The 21,495-nt window shown below is 70.1% G+C and carries 16 protein-coding genes, 1 tRNA gene and 1 pseudogene; 10 read left to right on the forward strand and 8 right to left on the reverse strand.

The features are described from left to right. Positions 1-539 precede the first annotated feature (539 nt). From OHS59_RS07705 to OHS59_RS07720, 4 genes are all read left to right on the forward strand, one after another. On the forward strand, positions 540-695 hold the full coding sequence (locus tag OHS59_RS07705) for a hypothetical protein (RefSeq protein ID WP_328492637.1): 156 nt from the start codon (positions 540-542) through the stop codon (positions 693-695). Further along, a complete protein-coding gene (locus tag OHS59_RS07710; protein WP_328492638.1) occupies positions 696-1,025 on the forward strand; it encodes a hypothetical protein in 330 nt (109 codons plus the stop codon). 93 nt (positions 1,026-1,118) lie between these two features. Next, entirely contained in the window at positions 1,119-2,033 is a 915-nt protein-coding gene (locus tag OHS59_RS07715) for a transposase family protein (protein WP_328499001.1), read from the forward strand. 617 nt (positions 2,034-2,650) lie between these two features. Next, positions 2,651-2,815 (forward strand): hypothetical protein, encoded by a 165-nt coding sequence (locus OHS59_RS07720; RefSeq protein ID WP_328492639.1) that lies wholly within the window; start codon positions 2,651-2,653, stop codon positions 2,813-2,815. Between the two features lie 68 nt (positions 2,816-2,883). Here OHS59_RS07720 and OHS59_RS07725 read toward each other — a convergent pair. Beyond that, positions 2,884-3,098: pseudogene (locus tag OHS59_RS07725) on the reverse strand (transposase); the annotation flags it as partial. A 300-nt stretch (positions 3,099-3,398) separates the two neighbouring features. Between OHS59_RS07725 and OHS59_RS44500 the strand changes: the two are divergent. Further along, positions 3,399-5,243: a sacsin N-terminal ATP-binding-like domain-containing protein gene (locus OHS59_RS44500; RefSeq protein ID WP_443061396.1), complete on the forward strand. Its 1,845-nt coding sequence runs from the start codon at positions 3,399-3,401 to the stop codon at positions 5,241-5,243. A gap of 4,590 nt (positions 5,244-9,833) precedes the next feature. Beyond that, positions 9,834-11,051, forward strand: a complete 1,218-nt coding sequence (locus OHS59_RS07735) for a tyrosine-type recombinase/integrase (protein WP_328492641.1) — start codon at positions 9,834-9,836, stop codon at positions 11,049-11,051. Positions 11,052-11,151: 100 nt separating this feature from the next. Here OHS59_RS07735 and OHS59_RS07740 read toward each other — a convergent pair. The 6 genes from OHS59_RS07740 to OHS59_RS07765 all read right to left on the reverse strand — a co-directional run bounded on the left by OHS59_RS07740 (position 11,152) and on the right by OHS59_RS07765 (position 16,197). Beyond that, positions 11,152-11,225, reverse strand: a tRNA-Pro gene (locus tag OHS59_RS07740). A gap of 161 nt (positions 11,226-11,386) precedes the next feature. Beyond that, positions 11,387-12,262, reverse strand: a complete 876-nt coding sequence (locus OHS59_RS07745; RefSeq protein WP_328499101.1) for a MurR/RpiR family transcriptional regulator — start codon at positions 12,260-12,262, stop codon at positions 11,387-11,389. Positions 12,263-12,456: 194 nt separating this feature from the next. Beyond that, entirely contained in the window at positions 12,457-13,389 is a 933-nt protein-coding gene (locus OHS59_RS07750) for an ABC transporter substrate-binding protein (RefSeq protein ID WP_328499102.1), read from the reverse strand. Between the two features lie 89 nt (positions 13,390-13,478). Further along, positions 13,479-14,168: an ABC transporter permease gene (locus tag OHS59_RS07755; protein WP_328492642.1), complete on the reverse strand. Its 690-nt coding sequence runs from the start codon at positions 14,166-14,168 to the stop codon at positions 13,479-13,481. Continuing rightward, positions 14,165-14,830 (reverse strand): ABC transporter permease, encoded by a 666-nt coding sequence (locus OHS59_RS07760; RefSeq protein WP_328492643.1) that lies wholly within the window; start codon positions 14,828-14,830, stop codon positions 14,165-14,167. The genes OHS59_RS07755 and OHS59_RS07760 overlap by 4 nt, the downstream gene beginning before the upstream one ends. Then, positions 14,827-16,197 carry an ABC transporter ATP-binding protein gene (locus OHS59_RS07765; protein ID WP_328492644.1) on the reverse strand — a complete coding sequence of 457 codons (1,371 nt, stop codon included), beginning with the start codon at positions 16,195-16,197 and terminating at the stop codon, positions 14,827-14,829. Before OHS59_RS07765 ends, OHS59_RS07760 begins: the two co-directional genes overlap by 4 nt. Before the next feature lie 119 nt (positions 16,198-16,316). On the opposite strand from OHS59_RS07765, the gene OHS59_RS07770 reads away from it, so the two are divergent. From OHS59_RS07770 to OHS59_RS07785, 4 genes are all read left to right on the forward strand, one after another. Continuing rightward, positions 16,317-17,327, forward strand: coding sequence for an ornithine cyclodeaminase family protein (locus tag OHS59_RS07770; RefSeq protein WP_328492645.1), 1,011 nt, complete (start codon positions 16,317-16,319; stop codon positions 17,325-17,327). A 53-nt stretch (positions 17,328-17,380) separates the two neighbouring features. Then, positions 17,381-18,922: an aromatic amino acid lyase gene (locus tag OHS59_RS07775; protein ID WP_328492646.1), complete on the forward strand. Its 1,542-nt coding sequence runs from the start codon at positions 17,381-17,383 to the stop codon at positions 18,920-18,922. Beyond that, the gene (locus OHS59_RS07780; protein ID WP_328492647.1) at positions 18,919-19,824 is read left to right on the forward strand and encodes an amidohydrolase family protein; all 906 of its coding nucleotides are present in this window, start codon (positions 18,919-18,921) and stop codon (positions 19,822-19,824) included. The genes OHS59_RS07775 and OHS59_RS07780 overlap by 4 nt, the downstream gene beginning before the upstream one ends. 99 nt (positions 19,825-19,923) lie before the next feature. After that, positions 19,924-20,421 carry a pyridoxamine 5'-phosphate oxidase family protein gene (locus OHS59_RS07785; RefSeq protein ID WP_328492648.1) on the forward strand — a complete coding sequence of 166 codons (498 nt, stop codon included), beginning with the start codon at positions 19,924-19,926 and terminating at the stop codon, positions 20,419-20,421. A 159-nt stretch (positions 20,422-20,580) separates the two neighbouring features. On the opposite strand, the gene OHS59_RS07790 is transcribed toward OHS59_RS07785, so the two are convergent. Continuing rightward, positions 20,581-21,495 (reverse strand): YceI family protein, encoded by a 915-nt coding sequence (locus tag OHS59_RS07790; protein ID WP_328492649.1) that lies wholly within the window; start codon positions 21,493-21,495, stop codon positions 20,581-20,583.

Here is a 21,495-nt window from a genome sequence, read left to right on the forward strand (position 1 = left end):
GACCATGCCAGCCACGGTCCCACCCTGGAGAACGGGTCAGCAATGGTGCGGATCAAAGAAGACTGGCCGACGCAGGAAATGGTCACGCTCCTGAGACATGAGCATGGCCATCGGCGGGAGAAAAGCCAGAGAGGTGCAGGCCGCAGCGTCGGCATGTGACTCGGTTGTGGAGAAGCGTGTGTGTGCTGCCTTGTCATCGATGCGGGCCTCGAGTGGGCAAGGTTGGTCGGCCGACTTGACTCTGCGCTGTCCTCCGGGGGGGGCGGCTACGGTGTACTCCGGGACGCTCGGAGGGCTTTAGTCGCTGTGTTCGGGCAGGGGCATGCCCCTGCGCGCTGGCCGGTGGCACGGTAACCCCTTTCGTTGTTTATGGCATCTGACGACCCTTCACGCCCTTTAGTCACTCTTTCAGGGAAAAGACGCGAATCGTGTTGTTCGCCAGCGTTGTTGGAGAGCGGCCTTCTCTGCCTTGCGCGGCGTGACCAGCGGGAAGTGAAGGGCGCCGCGGAAGGCAGCCAACATCGTGAAGGGAACAGGGCATGGCAGACATCACGCAGATCGTGGCGAAGATCGAGACGGCCAGTGTGGGAGGCGCGGACAGCGACAGCAACGTCTATCTGGGCATTGCCGGCCGGGAGTTCAATCTGGCCTCGCCGGACGTCGACGACTTCGCCCAGGGCGCCAACCACGCGTAAGTGCTCGGTGAGGAGAGTTCCGACTACGACTCCCCGCTCACGGTCGAAGAGCCCGAGCTGAACGATCCCCGCAAGCCGCAGCTGGACACCGAAGACCTCGACCTCTATCCGGTCTACCTGCGGGTGGTGGACGCCGGCAGCGTCTCGCCGTGGTGCCTGGAGCGTGCCCGGGTCACCGTGCAGGCGGCGAACGGGAACACGTACCACTTCGACAACCCGCGCCTGGAGAAGAAGAAGGAGAACGCCCGGATCTGGCTCGGGGGGGCCTACGGCCAGCGGGTCTTCCTGCGCCGCGTCGGCGGCGAGGGCGACACGGACACCTCGTCATGAGGCGTACCCGCAGCAGCCGCGGTTTACGAGTTGGTGCGTGATAGCGGGTGAGGTGTCGTGCCTGGCTGGTGGCATGATCCGACTGTGGCGATCATGGTCAATCGGGCGGTGCTGGCGCATCAGCTGTTCACGGGGATCTCGCAGGATCATCTGGCCTGTCTGATCGAGGAGTTGGCGGCGCCGTGGCAGGCTGGTCTTGACGGTCGCCGTCATGTTGCGCGGGGCGGGGCCAGGAAGCGGGCCGAGGGCGCTGGCGCCCGCCATCAGCTGGTGTTCGTCGACCGACTGGTGGCCACGCTGATTCATCTACGCCACGACCTGCCGCACGCCGTGCTCGGCCTACTGTTCGGCGTCGACCGCTCCACCATCACCCGCGCGATCACAGAGATACGACCTCTCCTGGCCGCGCGGGGGTGTGCGGTCCCCGACCGTCCCGGTCTGCGGCTGCGGACACTGACAGATGTTTTCGCCTACGCCCAGGCCGAGGGAATCGAGCTGCGGCTGGACGCCACCGAGATCCAGGTTCGCCGGCCACCAGCCGGCCGCAGCGGCCGGCGTGCATTCGTGTCGGGCAAGAAGAAACAGAACACCATGAAAGCCACCGTCATCGCGGACTGGCAGGGTCGCACGTTATGGACCGATGCCCTGCGACCTGGACGGATGCACGACGCCACGGCCGCCCGCAACGAAGGCATCGCCGACTGCTTCCAGCACTTTCCCGACGTCGAGGTTCTCTTGGACGACGGCTACCTCGGCCTGAGCCGCGACCACCGCGGACAAGCCATCACCCCGCCCAGAAAACCGCGTCCCGGAGCACCGCCCAGCAGGGTTGAGCAGTGGGAACGGGACCGTCACTGGCACTCATCCGATCGCATCACCGTCGAACACGCCCTGGCTGATCACAAACGCTGGAAGCAACTGACGCGCTGGACCCACCGCCGTGACCGCCTGCCCGACACCTACCGCGCCATCGCCGGCCTCGTCTCCGACCGCACCAGCACCATCTGAAAATAAGCCATGAGCAGGCCAAACACGCCTCGCCCGCTATCACGCACCAACTCGTTACTCGGTTCATCGTGGAAGCTGCGGCCGGTGAGCGGATCCCGTTCCAGCACGGCGGCAACCACGGTTGGCTCCCCGCACAGCAGTGGCAGCAGTACCTCGAGGCGAACGGGCCCGCCCTGGACGACAAGGGGCGCCGGCCATCCGTACGACAGGGGGACCGGCGCGACAGGTGCACCGAGGACCGTCCGGCTTCGGAGGTACGGAGTGAACCGAAGCAGAGACGCGGCAGCCGCGCGATCGTCCTGGAGTCCCGCCCTCGGAAATCCGAGGCTGCCAGGGTTCCGGTCGACGCGTCGGGTCAAGCGATCCCACTCTGCCGCTTCGACTGCGGTCAGCCCGCAAGCCTTAAGGGACCTGAAGGGCTGCCCGAGCACTTCTCGTGCCGCAGGAAGCATGAGGCGTGATCCATCGGCCACCGCTGACCGCCCTTGCTGCGTCATCTGGGGCCCGAGCTTCCCTACCCGATTCGGGTGGGGAGTGTCGTGTTTCTGCCCGCCATGTCAGTCCCCGGTGCCACAGTGGGCGCAGCACACCCAGCAGCCCTTTTCGAGGAGCCGACCGTGGCCCAGAGCACCACCTTCCGCACCAGCATCCAGCAGGACACCCTCGCCGACCATGTTGTGGAGTTCCTCAGCCGGGTGTCCCGCGTACTCCGGAACTTGGCCGACTCGGCTGACCACGCGGCGAAGATGGTGCGGAAAGCGGACGCGGCACGGCGAAGCTGAATCGGCACACCCAGATAGGCCAGCAGACGTGCTCTCCGTGGCTAGCTGGGCCCCCGCCGAAGGTGTGGCAGGCGGCCGTCAGCTGCCCGGGGCAACGGCACCCCGACCAGAGCCCGACGCAGCGGAGCGACATCGATCCGGCCCTGGTTCAGCCCGGAGTAGAGGGCACGTGTCCGCGGTGGTGCTCGGGGGCGAGGGCCAGGTCCACGAGCGTGCAGACCGGACCGTCCGTGCACAGCAACGCGTCGCACAGCTCGAACAGGGCATCGCCGCGCGAAAGCAGTCAGGAGTACAACTCGGTGCGGAATGCCTTCACCGCTGCGAACGTGTCCCGTTGAACCCCGTGCTCAACCCGTTCCACCATCTGGCCTCCACGCGCCGCGCCGACCTCTCCTCGCAGGATCAGGCCCCTTCCTCAGGACACGCCGTGAACAAGGGAACCCTGTACAAATTCGAGCCCGTGCGACGGCGGACCAAACGTCAAACTCAGCTCCGAGCAGCGCTCCACACGGTGGTTCCTCGCGCCCTCCGATGTCAGTGCGGCGGGATACCGTCCTCGTCACGCTGAGGTGAGGGGAGAACCATGGCGAGGAACGCCCGGGCCGAGCAACTGCGGGAGTACGGCCGGTCCGTGCTGGAGGGGGCCCGGTCGGAGCAAGTCCTGCGCATGGCACGGCAGGTGAACTCCGTGTCGTACACGAGCGCGCGGGAGTACGCCGGCCGCTCGCTATTCGAGTTGCTGCAGAACGGCTACGACGCGCATCCGAGGGACCGCCGCGACGGACGGGTCCACGTACTGCTGGACGAGGCGGAGGGCGAGTGGGGGACGTTGTACGTCGCCAACGGCGGGACGCCCTTCACCTGGCGGAACGTCGAGCGGATCTGCGAGCTCGCGCAGAGCTCGAAAGAGGTCGGTGAGGGCATCGGGAACAAGGGCGTCGGGTTTCGCAGCATCTTGCTGATCAGCGAGGCACCCGAGATCTACAGCGCAGACCCCGACAGCCCGCTCGGCCCGGAATTGGACGGGTACTGCTTCCGCTTCGCGCAGAAGGTCGACGTGGAGGAGTTCCTCGCCGGTGAGAACAACGCCCACGAGGTGGCCGCCACGTATCCGCCGCTCCAGGCGCCCCTGCCGCTGGACGATGTGCCCGCGACCTGTCGGCAGCTCGCCGCCCGGGGGTACGTAACCATCGTCCGGCTGCCCTTGCTGAGCGAGGCCGCCCGGGCCGAGGTCCGGCTACGGATGGGCGAGCTCGCGGAGGCGAAGGTACCCGTGATGCTGTTCCTCGACCGGCTTGCTGGCCTGACGCTGGAACGGCGGGCCGTCGACGGCGAGGCAGGCGAGTTAGACGACCGCCACGAGACGCTCGAGCGGCATGAACTGACCCGCTCCGAGGAGCGCTTCGCGGTTGCGCAGGACGCCACCGGGCACGGATTCCCCGTCTCCTGCGCGACCGTGGACCTGGGGCCGTCCGGCACGTTTCTCGTAGTGCAGGGCACCGTGGAGAAGGAACGGCTGAACAGCACCCTCGCCGAGGCCGTGGGTGCTGGGCTCCTCGACGACACATGGCAGGAGTGGAAGCGGTCCGCCGTCGTCGAGGTCGCACTCCCTCTGCCCGCACCGCGCCGACCGCGACGCGGGCAGATCTACACTTTCCTGCCGATGGGTGAGGACCAGGCCGCGCCGTTCCCGGGACACGTGAACGCCCCGTTCTTCACCAAGTTCGACCGCACCGGGCTTCCCTCCGACAACCCCCTCAACGTGCTGCTGTTCGACGCGGTCGCCGAGATCTGTCTCGCAGCCGCCGCGGTATTGCGTACCGTGCCCGAGCCGTCCATGCGGCAGCAGGCCGTGGACCTGGTGAGCTGGGAGAGTGAGAAGGGATCGGCGGGGCGGCTCCGCGCGGCGGCTCTGCGTGTGCACGGGAGCGAACTCGCCGACGTACCGCTCGTGCCTGTCCTCGCCGCGGACGGCGCCGTGCCGGAGACGAGCTGGGCCCCGCCCCGGGGCGCGGTCCTATGGTCGGACCTCGACCTGACCGTTCTCACGGCACACCGCGCGCACGAGGCGGGGATCGTGGTGGCCGACCCCGAGATCGGCGGCGACCGGCTGAAACGGCTGGCAGCTCTGTGCAAGGCCCTTGCGTGCCCATGGGAGCCGGGCCCGGAGATGCTCGCCGAGTACGTAGAACGGATCGTCGCGGGCCTGCCCCTTCCCCGGCCCGGTGAGCCCCCCCAAGCAGTGGAGCGCGCTGTACGAGGACCTGGCCGCGCTTTTCGAGGACGACGGGCACGTCCTGCACGACAGGCAGCTGCTGCTCGCGGACGACCGCACACTGCGGCACACCAACCGTCCCCTCGGCAAGGCGGGTACGGGCACAAGCACGCGTACCCAGGGCAAGCCGAGCGGTCAGAGTGTCCGCCGTGAGGCGTTCTTCCAGCCGGTGCGTACGGAAGCGAACCAGACCGAGGCCCCGTCCGTCCCCGCCCTGCTCGGCAGGCGGTTGTTCTCCCTGCACCCGGGGCTGGTCTGGAAGGACCACGGCGAGCGTACGCGCGGGCGGGCCGCCCGCGCCTTCCTCGAGCAGGAGGGGCTCGTCCGGCCGTACGACACGAGGAGCTTGCTGGACCACGTACGGCAGGCGCTCAGCGCGAGCACCGATCTCCGGCTGCGGCTCCAGACCCTGCGGTTCGTCTTCAGGCTGTGGCAGCCGCGGCGCTCGCTGGGCGGGACGGAGATCTCCTCGCTCGGACTGTACGTACCGTCGGCGGACGGCCAGCTGATCAGGGCGAGCAGCGCCGTCTTCGGCCGGGGCTGGGGCGGCGCGTCCGTCGGTGAGGACCTGGCGGCGGTTGTCGCCGCCGGGCAGGACGTGTCGAAGAGCCTCAAGGCGATCGCTGGACGCCTCATTGCCGCGCCCGAGGAGTTTGCCAGGCGGGGCGAGACCGAGGAGTGGCGGGCGTTCCTGCTGGAGGCCGGGGTGGCCGACGGGCTGGTCCCGGTCAGGTCTGCCGACGCCTTGAGCCGGGTAGAGCAAGGCCAGGAGCTCAGCGCTCGGCAGCTGGTCCGCATGGCGAAGGTGTCTGCCGAGGTGCAGAAGCAGTGGGCGCCGTACGTCCACTGGCCCGGTGTCTGGTACCCCCGGACGCCGTACTGGGGGACCCCGGCCTGCCGGCTCCCCGGCCAGGACGTTGTCGGACGCCTCGGGCAGGAGGCCCGGCTGGCGTACGCACGGCTTGTCCTGCATGGCCTGGCCAGCTGGGAGGACGCGAAATTCGCCAGCGTCTGGACCAGTGCTGGCAGCCAGAGTCCCCCGGACAGGGAACGGGTCCCGACCCCGCTCGGCGCCTTCGTCCAGGAGCAGCCGTGGCTCCCGGTGCGGGGCCGCGACCGGGCCGTCCGGTTCGTCCGGCCGGCCGACGCCTGGCACTGCCCGCCCGGGCTGGAGCAGGAGCCCTCGTACGCGCCGACCGTCGACCATCGGCTGCGCCACCTTCTGGAACGCGGGAAGGCGGGCGACCGCCTGCGGGAGATGCGGTTGCCGACCTGGGACGACCCGCGGGACAGCGACCGCCTCATCGCCGCGCTGGGACGGCTTGTGGCGGAGGGCGCGCTGGGGGCCGAGGACCGGCCCGCCGCGCAGCGCGCCAACGAGCGCGCCTGGAGGCACCTCGTACGGCGGCCCCGTCCCGCACTGCCTGAGGGCGCCAGTCTGCTCGCTGAGTCCGAGGACCGGCTGATCAGCGTACCGCTGTCCGCCCTGGACGGCGGGGAGAGCGATATCGATGATGATGCCGGGACCGTGCTCTACGTCAGCGGTGAACGCGACAGCCTGACGGCCCTGCTGGTACGGGAGATGGCGCGCCCCCTGCTCACTCTTCCCGGTGTCTCGGCGGAGGCCGCCGAGCTGCTGGCGGCCGAACACCCCGCCACCGTCCGGCGCACCGACGACCTGATGTTCACGGTGACCGTGGACGGCGCACAGGTGGACCCCGCGGCCATGGGAGAGCCACTGGTCCAACAGCTGCCCTGGCTCATGCTGGCCGTGGGCGTCCTCTGCGACCACCTGGCGCGCGGCCCCCGGGCAAGCGAGACCGAACTGAGCGAGCTGATGTCCCTGATCCGGAGCGTACGTCTGCACCGCTACCGCTCCTGGGACATCGAGCTCGACGGCCGGCCCGTGACATTGCCGGGCCGCCTCGGCGGAGTACTGCCGCTGCCTGATCCGAAGCATCCGCTCGTCCTCGCCCCGGCAGGCGAGCCGGGCTGGCCCGAGACCCCCCGCATCATGGTGGCGCTCGCCGAGCTGCTGGGACGGCGGGAGTTCGGCGACCGACTGCGCCTCGCCGCCCACCAGCTCGCTACCCGCCACGCCGACCTGCGCGACCCCGGCCAGGACGAGCTCGCCGACGCCCTGGAAGTCACGGCCCACCAGATCGAGGAGACGAGCCGCCGGATCGACGGGGCCATCGGCGTGGTCCTGGAGCGCTGCCGGCCCTTCCTCGTCCACCTGCTTGGCACGGAGGCGGCGAACTCACTGTTCCTGCCACCTCCGGGCGACACCCGGGAGTTCCAGGCGCACCTCGAAGAGTACGCAGCCGAGCTCCCGGTCCCTGTACTCGAGTTCATCGCCAGGGCCCGTGCAGCCCGCAGTACGGACGAACTGCGGCGCGACCTGGGCATCGGATTCGCCGAGCTGAACGACACCCTGCGCGCGATGAGCCCGCCCCTGGAACCGATCAGCCACGCCGCCGAGCATGAGGAAGCGCTCCGCACCTACCTGGACCTGCGTAGGAAGGAGCTCGTCAACCGGCTGCGCTGGGCCATGCTGGAGGACTTCGACGCGCGCCGTCCGATGCCCGACTGGCCCTCGGTCCGGGCCCTGGACTGGATCACCGCGCCGGAGGCATGGGAGTACACCGTGGACACGGCCGACACGGGAAGCCTGGAGGTGCACGTGGAGGAGCAGCTGGCGCTGCGCCTGGGCCGCCCGGTGCCGTTGCCCCGGTCGGGCGAACGCCTGCCCGCTCCCGACCAGGTACGCGGCGCGAACCTCCGTACGATCACCGGCCTGGCCGTCGACCTCGCGGTCCTGGTCAGGGCGGCCGGACACCCGTTGCCCGCGGCCCTGACCCCAGCCGAGCCCGCCGAAGAGGTCACCGCGCGGCTGGAGGCCGCGGGCACGCTCGACTTCCGACCCCTGTCCCCCACCGACGTCGTCAGCTGGCTGGCGGCCCTCGGCCAGTGGCCCAACGGGATGGCGGTGACGACGGAACCCGAACGACACGGGCTATCCGAAGCCGACCTAAACCGGGTGCGCAACGCGGCAGAACACGAGCGCCGCGAACGGGAGCGCAAGCGGCGGTCGATCTCCGTCGGCGCCCGCGCCTTCGACGTGGACTCCGGCGACTTCACCGCCCTCACCCACGAACTTGACCGGGTCCTGCAGAGCGGCTCGGCGCCGGGCATCACCGCCGTCGGGCCGCTCCGTTTCACGGACCCCCGTCCCCAGACCGGTCGCACCCAGACCACCGGTCGCACGCGTGGGCGGCGGTACGGGGGCGGCACGGACAGCGGGCTGACCACGGCCCAGCGGGAGGCCATCGGGTACGTGGGTGAGTGGTACGCGTATCAGTGGCTGTGTGCGCGCTACCCGGACCGCATGGACGAGACTGGCTGGGTGTCGGGCAACCGTCGCAAAGCCTTCCCCGGCCCGTCGGGCGACGACGGACTGGGCTTCGACTTCCGGGTCGGCTCCGGCAGCCGTCCCTTCCTGTACGAGGTGAAGGCGACCGGGGGCGAAGGAGGCCGCTTCGAGCTGGGGGAGAGCGAGGTCCGCGCGGCCCGCCAGCACGCGGGCAACGACCGCTGGCGCCTCCTGGTAGTCACCTACGCCCTCACCCCGCACAAGGTGGCCATCCAGATGCTCCCCAACCCTTACGGGAAGCGCGGCCGGGGCCGCTATCGCGAGGAGGGCGGGGCACTACGCTTCTCGTACCTGCTGTGACCTTGGCATTCAACTCCAGCGCAGGTCAACGACCTGCGACGGCCAGACATCGCAGCTCACGGCGTTGGCTGGTCTCGTCCGGGACAAGTGATCATCAGGAACGAGCAGCTCCGTGCAGAACGTCGCCCGCCCTAGGCGCCCCATCGATATACGCCACCCAGCAGAGCCTGACCTGCCCAACAGTTCGCCTGACAACCCATCAGAACGAGCGTCACGAGTGTCATTTCAGCGTCAAGATAGCGCCCGTAACGCCCACACCACACATAATCTGCACGGGCAAAACCGTAGGTCAGGAGCCCTTAGCCGCCGGTTCAAGGATCGCCACACAGTCCACATGGTGCGTCATCGGGAAGGCATGAATCGGAAATGCACCTGATGCGCCAGCATGTACGCGATCGTCGACGCATCCCACCAATCGCGTCGCCCCGCGGGAGTCGCGTTCCGGCGGTCTCGTCGTGAGCGAGGGGAACATAGCCGCACATCGCCGGTTAGCCAAACCGGCGTTTCTGCAGACGATTGTTGTCCAACGTCTGCCCCGAGCACCACGGCGGAGCGATCCATCGGCGAGGACTCACCGCAGCTGCAGAGGTGGAACCCCGCTGTTCTCCGTTTGCGAGCCATGCCGTCCGTCGCCGGAGGTTCTTCTCCAGTACCCGTTTGGTGCTCCATACCCCCGGAGATTCACCGCACTTGCCCCCCGAACCGACAACAGATTCCACAAACCGTCAGCCGCGCAAGCAACAGGAGGGCGCGGCGCACTCCGTAGCCAGCCAGGCTGTCTCCGTCCAAAATCGCAGCCGTTCGTCCCTCCTGGCCAACGCCTGGTATTCGACGAGTGACCTCGCCGCCTGTCTGCACGTGGACGCCTCGACTCTGCGTCGGTGGCGCGCCGCTCGGCCACCGCAGGGCCCACCGTTCGTCTCCGTTTCCGAACGCGTCGTCATGTACAGCGCGCTCGACGTCGAGGAATGGCTGTACAGTCGCCGGACCGTCCCGCGCCGAGAAGTCTGATGGCCGAGAAGGCCATTGTTCCGGTCGGTGTGCGGCTCTCCACCGACATCGAATATCGACCCGATCGCCCCCATCCCTATCGAGCGCGTGTCCGCTGGTTCGATCCGGCTACGAAGCGGCGCCTGTCCCTGTCGGAGGGAAAGGCGGACGAGGACGAGGCGCAGGAGTGGCTCCAGGACATCATCGAGGCCGCGCAGGCCGGCCTGTCCCCGTCGCTCGCCACCATGAAGCTCGCCGAATACGGCGCCGCGAACATGGATCTCGCCCTGCGCGGGCTGGAGTTGAAGACCCTCGATCCATATCTCGCGGGATGGCGGATGCGCGTGGTCCCCGCCCTCGGCCACCTCGCCGTACGGATGATCACCAACGGCGTTGTCGACCGAACCGTGCAGAACTGGATCGTCGACGAGCACAGCCGCTCAACGGTCAAGAACACCATCGCCGTTCTGGTCCGCGTCATGGAACAGGCGGTCCGCGACGGCATCATCAAAGTCAACCCCGCCCGGGTCAGCGGCTGGCAGAAGCTCTACAAGCAGGCCGAGGACGAACTCCGCGACCCACGAGCCCTCGCCCTGCCCGACTGGGACACGCTCGTCCAGCTGGCCGAGGCACTCGTGGCCGCCTCCTCCAACCAGTACCGCGGCTGGGGCGACGTCGTTCTCTTCGCCGCGAGCACCGCCGCCCGGATCGGAGAAGTCTCCGGGTGCCGCATCGGAGACATTGACACCAGCCAGTGGATCTGGACGGTACAGCGGCAGACCACGCCCGCGCCCGGCGGACTGACCGACAAGGGCACCAAGGGCAAGCGCGCCCGCAAGGTTCCCATCATCGAGGAGATCCGACCGCTCGTGGCCCAGCGCATCCTCTCCGCCGGCCCCAACCCTGACGCGCGACTGTTCACCGGCCCACGCGGAGGACGCATCTCCACCGCGGTCCTACGCGACGCAACCCACTGGGACGAAGTAGTCACCCGGCTCGGCTACGAGCACCTACGCCGCCACGACCTCCGCCACACCGGACTGACCTGGCTCGCGGACGCCGGAGTCCCCATCCACGTACTGCGCAGGATCGCCGGCCACGGATCGCTGACGACCACTCAGCGCTACCTGCACCCGGACATCCACAAGATCACAGCCGCCGGTGCTGCACTCTCCACGCACCTCAGCGTGCTGCGCGCCCCGCGATCCCTTCCTGCAACGACTGTCCTCACCCGCTGACACCGGTCAAGGAACACTGGTCCCCAACGGGTCCCCAGAAATGATCAAAGGGCGGTTTCGGATTCCTCCGAAACCGCCCCTGACCTGCGACTCGTACGAGTCGGGACGACAGGATTTGAACCTGCGACCCCTTGACCCCCAGTCAAGTGCGCTACCAAGCTGCGCCACGTCCCGATGCGTCGTCCCGCCGCTGTGAGCCGCGTGAAGGCGCAGGTGAACCTTACCGCACCTCGGCCGGGCGGCGCCCGGCCCACCCGGGCCGCCAGACCGCTCGGACCGCACCGCGTGCACCGCGTGCACCGCGCACGAACGGCTCGGCGCCTGGTTCCGTCCGGTCAGTCGACGAACAGGCCCCGCGCCGCGGCCCTCGCGTCGAACTCCTCCAGGCGGGCCTGGGCGTCGGGCATGCCGTCGCACATCGCCTCCAGGAGGACCTGGCCCAGGAGCATGGGGGCGCTCACCGTGTCGAAGACCAGACCGGTCCCCACGGCGGCGGGGAGAAGCAGGTCGCTGTGGGCGGCCACCGGGGCGAACGTGCCGTCGGCGATCATCACCACCGTCAGCCCGGCGTCCCGGGCGTGGTCGAGCGCGTCCAGCAGCTCGGCAGGGTGGCGCGGCAGCGCGAAGCACAGAAGCGCGCCCGCGCCCGCCCGGCGGGCCGCGTCGATCCGGTCGGCGAGCAGCGAACCGCCCTCGTCGAGCAGGCGTACGTCGGGGTGCACCTTCGCGGCGAAGTAGGCGAAGCCGCGCGCCTGGGCGGCCGAGGCGCGCAGCCCGAGCACGGGCAGCGGCCGGGAGGCGGCGAGCAGCCGCCCCGCCTTCTCCACCGGCCCGGGATCGGCCAGCAGGGACGCCAGCTGGAGCAGGTTGTCGATCTCGGCCCGTACCGCCTGCTGGTAGGGGTTGGCCGGCCGTGCGTCCACGGCCGGCCCGGCGGGTACGACCTCACGCAGATGTCTGCGCAGCGCCGGATACCCGTCGAAGCCGAGGGCGACCGCGAAACGGGTCACCGACGGCTGGCTCACCCCTGCCAGCTCGGCCAGCTCCACGCTCGACAGGAACGGCGCGGCCGCCGTCCGCCGGACCAGACAGTGGGCGATGCGCCGTTGGGTGGGCGTCAGCCGACGCCCCTCGAAGAGCTGGTGCAGCCGCGTGGGAGCGACCGCCCCGCGGGACGCGCCGTCGCCGACGCCGCCACCGGCTCCCTCCATGTCGCTCACCCTGGCCCCCAGCCCGTCGTCCCAGCCCGTCGTAAGGAACCGCCCGTCCCGTACGCGTACGGTCCGCCCAGTCCCGGACGCGTACGGTCCGCCCGTCCCGAACACGCACGGTCCGGGTGGCCCGGACACGTATGGTCCGGGCGGCCGGACGACGGTCGGTCCGGGCGGCCGGACAGCCGTGTGGGTCAGCTCGCGAGACCGGCCGACGTCAGCCACTCCTTCGCGACGTCCGAGGAGTCCTCCTTGTCGTTGCTGATCTTCTTCATCATGTCCAGCAGGTCCTCGGTGGTGAGCTTGGCCGAGATGGCGTTGAGCGCCGACTTGGCCTTGGCGTTGACCGCGGACTTGTAGACGAGGGGGGTGATGTTCTGCGAGGAGAAGAGGTTCTTCGGGTCCTCCAGGACGACCAGCTTGTCCTCGACGATGGCGGGGTCGGTCGTGTAGAGGTTGGCGGCCTGGACCTTGTTGTCCTTCAGCAGCTTCAGCAGGGTGCTCTGCGCGCCCGCGTCCAGCGGCTGGAACTTCCCGAACTCGACGCCGTAGACGGTCTTCAGGCCGACGCCGCCCTGGGTGCGGGTCTTGAACTCGGAACCGGCACCGATGGTCAGGTCCTTCGCGACCGGCTTGAGGTCCGCCAGCGTCTTGAGGTTGTACTTGTCGGCGGTCTCGGCGGTGACCGTGACCGAGTCCTTGTCCTCGGCCGCGGCGGAGTCGAGTATCTCCACCGACTTCGGGAGCTTCGCCTTCAGCTCGGCGTTGATCTCCTCCGTGCTGGTCGCGGTGCTCTTCTTGTCGACCGCCACGGACAGCAGGGCGCCGTTGTACTCCGGGAAGACTCCGATGCCTCCCTTGACGACCTGGTCGTAGTAGACCTCGCGGGCGCCGATGTCGAACTTGCGGGTCACCTTCAGGCCCTTGTCCTCCAGTGCCTGGGCGTAGATCTCGGCGAGCAGCTGGTTCTCGGGGAAGTTGGCCGAGCCGACGACGATGGCCTTGCCGCCTCCGCTGCCGCCACTGTCGCCCGACAGCGGATTGTCGTCGTCACCGTCGCCGCCTCCGCAGGCGGTGAGGGTCAGGGAGAGAGCGGCGACGAGGCTGAAGGCGGTGGTGCGGTACATGGCTTTCATGGGTGTTCCTTTCTCAGGTACTCAAGTACTCAGGTATGCAGGTATTCGGGCACGCGGGTGTTCGGGTGTTCGGACGCAGTTCAGGGCTTGGCTGCCGTGGGCCGCAGCCCCGGCGAGACGACGGCGCGCCGCAGCGCGGTGAAGACGGCCTGGACGACGAGCGCCAGTGCCACGACGACGGCGGAGCCACCGATGACCAGCTGGTAGTCGTTGCGGGAGAGCCCGTCGACGATGAAACGGCCCAGACCACCGAGACCGGGGTACGCGGCGACCGTGGCCGTCGCCACCACCTGGATGGCGGCGACCCGCAGGCCGAGCAGGATCAGCGGCAGCGCCATCGGCACCTCGACCTTCAGCAGGACCTCCCAGCCGGTCATGCCCATGCCCTTCGCGGCGTCCCGGGCGTCGGGGTCGACACCGCGGACCCCCTCGAAGGTGTTGATGAGGATCGGCGGGACGGCCAGCGCCACCAGGGCGACCAGCACGGGAGTGGTGCTGAGTCCGGCCAGGGTCACCACGAGGACGACCAGGCCGAAGGTGGGGATGGCCCGCGCGAGGTTCGCGACGGTGGCGACGGCGAACGCGCCGCGGCCGGTGTGACCGACCAGCAGCCCGAACGCGAGGCCGATCAGTGTCGCGAAGAGCAGCGACAGACCGCTGTACGTCAGGTGCTCCGCGAGGCGGTGCGGGATGCCGTCGTCGCCGTGCCACTGCTGGGACGACGTCAGCCAGTCGCCGACGAGCTCTATCTGGTTCAGGAGATCGTTCACGCCTTCGCCCCCTTGCCGCGCGCCCACGGTGTGAGCAGCCGCTGCGCCAGGACGAGCAACGCGTCGGTGACGAGGGCCAGCAGCATGATCAGTACGGTCGCGGTGATGATCGGGGTCGGGAAGTCGAGCTGGAGGCCCCGGGTGATGTAGTAGCCGAGGCCGCCCTGCCCGATCAGCTGTCCCACCGCGACGAGGCTGATGGAGGAGACTGCGGCGACCCGTACACCGGCGACGACGACGGGGACGGCGATCGGCAGTTCGACCTGGACGACCCGGCGTACCGTGCTGAATCCCATCGCGGTGGCCGCCTGCCGTACCGGATCGGGCACCGAGGCCAGACCGTCCACGACGTTGGGTATGAGGACCGACAGCGTGTACAGGGTCAGCGGGATCATGACCGTGCGTTCGGTCAGTCCGGTGTAGCGGACGAAGATCATGAACAGGGCCAGCGACGGGATGGAGTACAGCACGTTGGCCGTGGTCAGGGTCGGCGGGTAGACCCACCGGTAGCGGTGGCAGAGCATGCCGAGCGGCACGGAGATGATCAGTCCGAACAGCACCGGCAGGAGGCCCAGCCGCAGATGGACGCCTGTGTAGTGGGCCAGCTCACCGACGTGGTCGCCGATCCACACCCACCGTACGAGCGGCTCTCCGTCTCTCATCGGCCCCCACCGCCCGTGGTGCCGCTCTTCCCGGCGCGGCCGTCGTCGGTGTCACCTTCGCCGGTGCCACCTTCGTCTGCGTCAGCCTTGGCAAGCTGAGGCGCAGCCGTCCCGGCGGTTCCGGACGCCTTGGTCACCTCGGGTGCCTCAACCGCATCCGCCGCCTCGGTCGCTTCGGGTGCCTTGGTCACGTCCGCCGCCTCGGCCGCATCAGCCGTCGTGCTCGCATCAGCCGTCGTGCTCGCATCCGCGATCCTGCTCGCGTCCGCCGTCCGGGCTGAGGCGTCCGCCATCGCCGCGGACAGCTCGTACGCGTCCGCGACCCCCGCGACCGCGCCCTGGGCGTCCACGCCCACCGCGAGGCGGGAGGGGGACAGGAGCGCCGCGTCGAGGGCGGCCCGCGCCGAGTCGCCGACCAGGCTGAACGTGTGGCCGAGCGGTGCGAGCGTCGCGTCCGCCAGCGTGCCGCCGGTCGGCAGATCGGCGACGGCCGCCCAGCCGAGGGGCCGCCGGGCGGCGTCGACGACGAGCACCCAGGGCACGTCCAGGGACCGGGCGTCGGAGACGGGAGCGGTCACCGGCAGCACCGGGCCCTCGCGCAGCGGCAGACCGGAGGCCTGGACGAAGGAGAGGCGGCGGATACCGCGGTCGTGCCCGACGAAGTCGGCCACGAATTCGTCGGCGGGATGTTCGAGCAGCCGCTCCGGGGTGTCGAACTGCGCGAGCTTGCCGCCCGTCCGGAACACCGCGATGTGGTCGCCCAGCTTGATCGCCTCGTCGATGTCGTGGGTGACGAACACGATCGTCTTGTGCAGTTCCTTCTGCAGCCGCAGGAACTCCGCCTGCAGCTCACCGCGCACGATGGGGTCGACCGCGCTGAACGGCTCGTCCATGAGCAGTACGGGCGGGTCCGCGCCCAGCGCCCTGGCCACCCCGACGCGCTGCTGCTGCCCGCCGGAGAGCTGGTACGGGTAGCGCTTGGCCATCGTGGCCGGCAGCCCCACCAGTTCGAGCAGCTCGGCCGCCCGCGACCGGGCCTTCTTCTTGCCCCAGCCGAGCAGCAGCGGCACGGTCGCCACGTTGTCCAGGATGGTCCGGTGCGGGAAGAGCCCGGCGTGCTGGATCACGTAGCCGATCCCCCTGCGCAGTTCGGGGGCGGCCACCTCCCGTATGTCCTGGCCGCGCAGGCTGACGGTGCCCGCCGACGGCTCCACCATGCGGTTGACCATCCGCAGGGTGGTGGTCTTGCCGCAGCCCGAGGGGCCGACCAGGACCGTGAGGCCGCCCTCGGCCAGCTCCAGGGACAGTCCGTCCACGGCTGTGGTGCCGTTGGGATAGTTTTTGCTCACCGCGTCGAATCTGATCAAAGCTGCCCCTTACCCGACTGCATATCGTCATGCAGAGTTGTTCGTGACTGAATTACAGTCAATCCCCTTTTGTAAACGGGGCGTTACGTTCGTCCGAAGAAAGCGAGAGGACGCCCGGAATGACCGCTATTGACCCTGTTCTGTTCACGTTCCTGAACGGTTCCGACATCGAACGGCTGGAACTCGACGACACCGAGGTGCTTGACGCCGTCGAACAGGGACTGCTCGCCCAGGGTCGCGGCGAGACGGTTATCGAACCACGGGTGCATCTCACACCCGACCCCGCCTTCAACGGCCACTTCAATGTGCTGCGCGGCTATGTGGCCCCGCTCGGCATGGCCGGAGTCAAGATCGTGGGCGACTACGTCGACAATTACAAATCGGGTCTGCCCTCCGAGATGGCCCTGCTGAACCTCTTCGATCCGCGTACGGGTATGCCGCTGGCCGTGCTCGACGCCACCGCGATCACGGAGATGCGCACCGGCGCGCTCACCGCGCTGGGGGCCCGGCAGCTGGCCCGTCCCGACTCCAAGGTGCTCGGTCACATCGGCGCCCGCGCCACCTCGTACTGGAACGTCCGGCTGCTCGACCGGATCTTCGATCTCGACGAGATCCGCGTCCACTCGCGCCGCCCGGAGAGCCGTGAGGCCTTCGCGAAGCGGCTGGAGCACGACCTCGGCAAGCCGGTGATCGTGACCGACGACTGGCAGTCGTGCGTCGAGGGCGCGGACATCGTCGTGGAGGCGTCCCGGCTGGAGCGGCCCGAGCCCCTGCTGAAAACGGAGTGGATCGCGCCGGGCGCCTTCGTCGTCCCGTACGGAACGATGAGCGCGGTCGAACTCTCCCTCACCGACATCATGGACAAGGTCGTCGTCGACGACTGGGGCCAGTGCCGGTCCGGGCCCTTCGGTGCTCTGCGCGCGCATGTCGAATCGGGCCGGCTCAGCGAGGAGACCCTGTACGGCGAACTGTGCGAGATCGTGGCGGGCAGCAAGCCCGGCCGGGAGCGGGCGGACGAGACGATTCTCTTCTGGCACCGTGGTCTGTCCCTGTCCGACATCGCCCTGGGCGCGGCCGTGCTCGCGAAGGCCGGGGAGCGCGGACTCGGGCAGCAGCTGCGGTTCTCATGACGGGCCCCTACCCCGCGGAATCCGAAGCAGTGGTCGAACCAGTGATCGGAACAGTGGCCGAAGCAGTGATCGTCGACGGGCGCTCCCTGTCCTTCGAGGACGTGGCCGCCGTCGCCCTGCGCGGTGCCAGGGTCGTCCTCGCGGACGAGGTGCTCCCCCGGCTGACGCGCGAGCGCGCGGTGGTCGACGACGTGGTCGACCGCCAGGTGCCGACGTACGGACTGACGACGGGACTCGGCAGCCGGTCCTCGTACGCTCTGCCGCGCGACGAACTCGCGCGGTTCAGCGTGCGTACGGTGCGCGGGCGGGCGAACGCGGTCGGGGACCCGCTGCCGGTCCCCGTCGTACGTGCCGCCCTGGTCGCCCGCGTCAACGGTCTGGCGGGCGGCGGCAGCGGAGTCGGCCCGGAGATCGTGCCGCTGCTCGTCGGCATGCTCAACTCGCGCGTCCATCCGCTGGTCCCCGAGGTGGGGTCGATCGGCGCCTCGGACCTGTGCCAGATGGCCCATGTCGGACTCGTCGTGATCGGCGAGGGCCGCGCCGAACTCCTCGGCGAGGTGCTCGACGGTGCGGCGGCCCTGCGGCGGGCCGGGCTGGCCCCCGCCGAACTGGGTCCCAAGGACGGGCACGTGCTGTGCAGCGCGAGCCCGCTGGCCGCCGGGCACGGCGGCCTGGTCCTCCATGAGGCGGGCACCGTCCTGGCCCTGGCGCAGGCGGTCACGGCGCTCACCTTGGAGGGCTTCCGGGCGAACACCAGCCCGCTGGACGCCCGGGTGCTGGGGCTGCGTGCCGCCCCCGGACAGTCCCGGGCGGCGGCGGAACTGCTCGCGCTCCTGGACGGCGGCGACCTCACGGACCCGCGGCACGCCCGGCGGGTCCAGGACCCGATCAGCCTGCGTTGCGCGGCCCAGGTGCACGGAGCGCTGCACGCCGCGCTCGACTTCGCCGGTGCGGCGCTGGCGCCCGAGCTGAACGGCAGCGGCGACAACCCGGTGGTCCTGGCCGGCTCCGGCGACGTACCCGGTGAGATCCTCTCGTCCGGCAACTTCCACACCCCGGCCCTCGCCCTGGCCTTCGACACCCTCGCGCTGGCGCTGACGCAGACCGCGGCGATCTCCGCCGAGCGCATGCGGCGGCTGCTCAACCCCGGGCTCAGCGGGCTGCCCGCCAACCTCTCCCCGCACGGCCCGGAGCGTTCGGGCTTCGCGCCGCTGGCGAAGACGGCGCAGGCGCTGGTCGCCGAGATCCGCCTGCTGTCGGCCCCGGTGAGCACCGACCCCCGGCACGGCGCGGACGGTGTGGAGGACGACTCGACCAACGCGGCGCTCGGGGCGCGGCGGCTGTCGACGATGCTCGTCCGGCTGCGGCAGCTGCTCGCCGTGGAGGCGCTGGCCGCCGCACAGGCGGTGGACCTGGCCGCGCCCGCGACCCTGGGGCGGGGCCCGGCCCTCCTGCACCGGGCGATCCGCGAGCTTGTCCCGCCCCTGGACGACGACCGGCCCTGTGGCGCGGACGTGGACCGGCTGAGCGAGGACGTCCTGGGCTCGAACGAGGTACGAAGCGCCCTGCGCGCCCTGACGGAGGAAGCCTCGTGACCAACGTCGACGTACACCAGCATCTGTGGACCGGTTCGTTCGTCGCGGCTCTGCGGGCACGCACCGAGCCGCCGTTCCTGGACGGCTGGACGCTGCACACCGCCGGTGAGCCGCCCTACGAGGTGTCCCCCGCCGACCACGACATTCCCCGGCGGGCCGAACGGGCGGTCGCCGACGGCCTGGGCAGGGCGCTGGTCTCGCTGTCGTCCCCGCTGGGCGTGGAGTGGCTCCCGTCCGCGGAGGCCCGGCCGCTGCTGGCCGCGTACCACGAGGACGCCGCCGAGTTGCCGCGGCCGTTCGGCGCCTGGGCCGCCGCCGGTGTCCGGAACATCGACGCCGAGACGACGGCCGGATACCTCGACCGGGGCTTCGCCGGCCTCCAGCTCCCGGCCGACGCCCTTGCCGACGCGGCCGGCTACGCGCACTGCGCCCCGCTGCTCGACCTGCTGGAGGAACGGGGCCTCCCGCTGTTCGTCCACCCGGGCCCGGCGGCCGACGTCTCCCCGCGGCCCGGCTGGTGGCCCGCGATGGTCCCGTACGTGCAGCAGATGCACGCGGCCTGGTTCGCGTTCCGGGCGTTCGGCCGACCGCGTCACCCTCAACTACGGGTGTGCTTCGCGCTGCTGGCCGGTCTCGCGCCGCTGCACGGCGAACGCTTCGTGGCCCGCGCCGGAGCGGAGGGCCACAAGGAGATCGACCCGAACGTCTTCGTGGAGACCTCGTCGTACGGCCCGCGCGCGGTCGACGCGATCGTCCGCGTCCTGGGCACCGAGGCAATCGTCCAGGGCTCGGACCGCCCCTACGCGGACCCCCCACGAACCCCGGGCTTCGGCCTGGGCGGAGCGGCGGCCTACGCGTTCCGCATCGCCAACCCCAGGCGACTGCTCACGGGCGAGGGCTGACGCCGCCCACCAGGTCTCCTGTTGAGGAGTCCATCGGTCGCTGGGAGTAGGTCCTGCGCCTCAGGCGCGCCTCGCGCCCGCTGGTTAGGGTCGGGCCTCATGGAGACCACGGGAATCGTCCGTCGCAGGACGGCGGAGCGTGTCCGCGACGCTCTGGAGCGGCTCGTCGCCGAGCGGGACGTCTGGGTGTCGACGGCTCACCCCGCGCACGGGCCGCACCAGGTGCCGCTGTGGTTCCTTTGGGACGGGCGAGCGGTGTGGATGTGCACCGGCGCCACTTCCGTGACCGCGCGGAACGTCCGCGAAGAACCGCGCGTGCGCCTGGCGTTGCCGGACACCTTCGACGTGCTCCTCCTCCAGGGCGAGGCGGAGTGCTTCCCGGACCAGGAGGTGCCCGAAGGCACGGCGGAGGCTTTCGCCGACAAGTTCGGGTGGGATCCGCGCGTGGAAGAGGGTTCCTTTCTGTATGTACGAGTGGTCCCGAGGACTGTGCGCGCTTGGCGCGGCGAGCCGGAACTGCGCGGCAGAGTCGTCATGCGCGACGGGATGTGGCTGGGTCGGCGGCCGTCCCGCCGCCTGCTCACAGACGACGGCTGACGCCGCAGGCGGCACCCTTCAGAGGCGCGGGGTGACACCGCGGGCATCGCCCCTCAGCACCACGGGCTGACACCGCAGGCAGCGCCCTTCAGGGGCGCGGGGAACCGCGCGGCCGGCCCCCACCCGCCCGCAGACAACCACCCACCCCCAGCGGCAGCGTCACCGCGGTGGCGTAGGTGTGTCATGTGTGCGGTACATCGCCTGTACGTCCAGCTCCAGTTGGACCGTCGGGCCGACCACCGCGATGCCTCGCGCCAGCATGGAGCGCCAGTTGAGCGTGTAGTCCTCGCGGTGCAACTCCGCCTTCGCCAGCGCCGCGCAGCGGAGTTCCTCGCCGTAGCCGCCGTTCACCGTGCCGAGGTAGGTGGTGTCCAGGGCGACCGAGCGGCTCACCCCGTGCATCGTCAGCGAGCCGTGCACGGTCCACTTGCTGCCGCCGCGGTACGCGAACCGCGTGCTGTGGAAGTCGATGTGCGGGAACCGCTCGACGTCCAGGAAGTCACCGGAGCGCAGGTGGTCGTCGCGTGTGCGGTTGCCGGTGGTGATGCTCGACGCGTCGATACGGACGTGGAGCCGGGACTCGGCCATGTCCCCGGCGATCTGGATGCCGCCGTCGAAGCGCTCGAAGCGGCCGTGCACATGGGCCATGCCGACGTGCTTGGCGATGAACCGGATCGCCGTGTGGGGCGGGTCGAAGAGCCAGTTCCCCTGCGCCGGAAGTTCCAGCAGGCGGGCGGGCTGCAGCCAGATCTGTTCCCCGGCGGCGGGTCCGGCCACCACGTCGACCGTCTCGCGGTGCGGGTGCAGGCCCTCGGCGGCGATCATCAGGCTGTACTGGCCGGGCGGCAGCGCCGCGAGGAAGTAGCCGTACGGGTCGGTGGTGCCGCGGGCCACGACTCGGTGCGTGTCCAGCGCGGTGACCGTCACGTCGGCCCCGCCCATCGGCTGGCCCATCGGGTCGACGACCTCGCGGTTGACGGCACCCGCGCCCGGCGGCAGGGGAAGCGAGACGCCCGTCGCGCCGGCACCGGGGGACCGTCCCCACCGTCGGCGCCGAAGCAGTGCGAGGGCCAT

It is taken from the genome of Streptomyces sp. NBC_00414, from assembly GCF_036038375.1.
Taxonomy (GTDB): Bacteria; Actinomycetota; Actinomycetes; order Streptomycetales; family Streptomycetaceae; genus Streptomyces.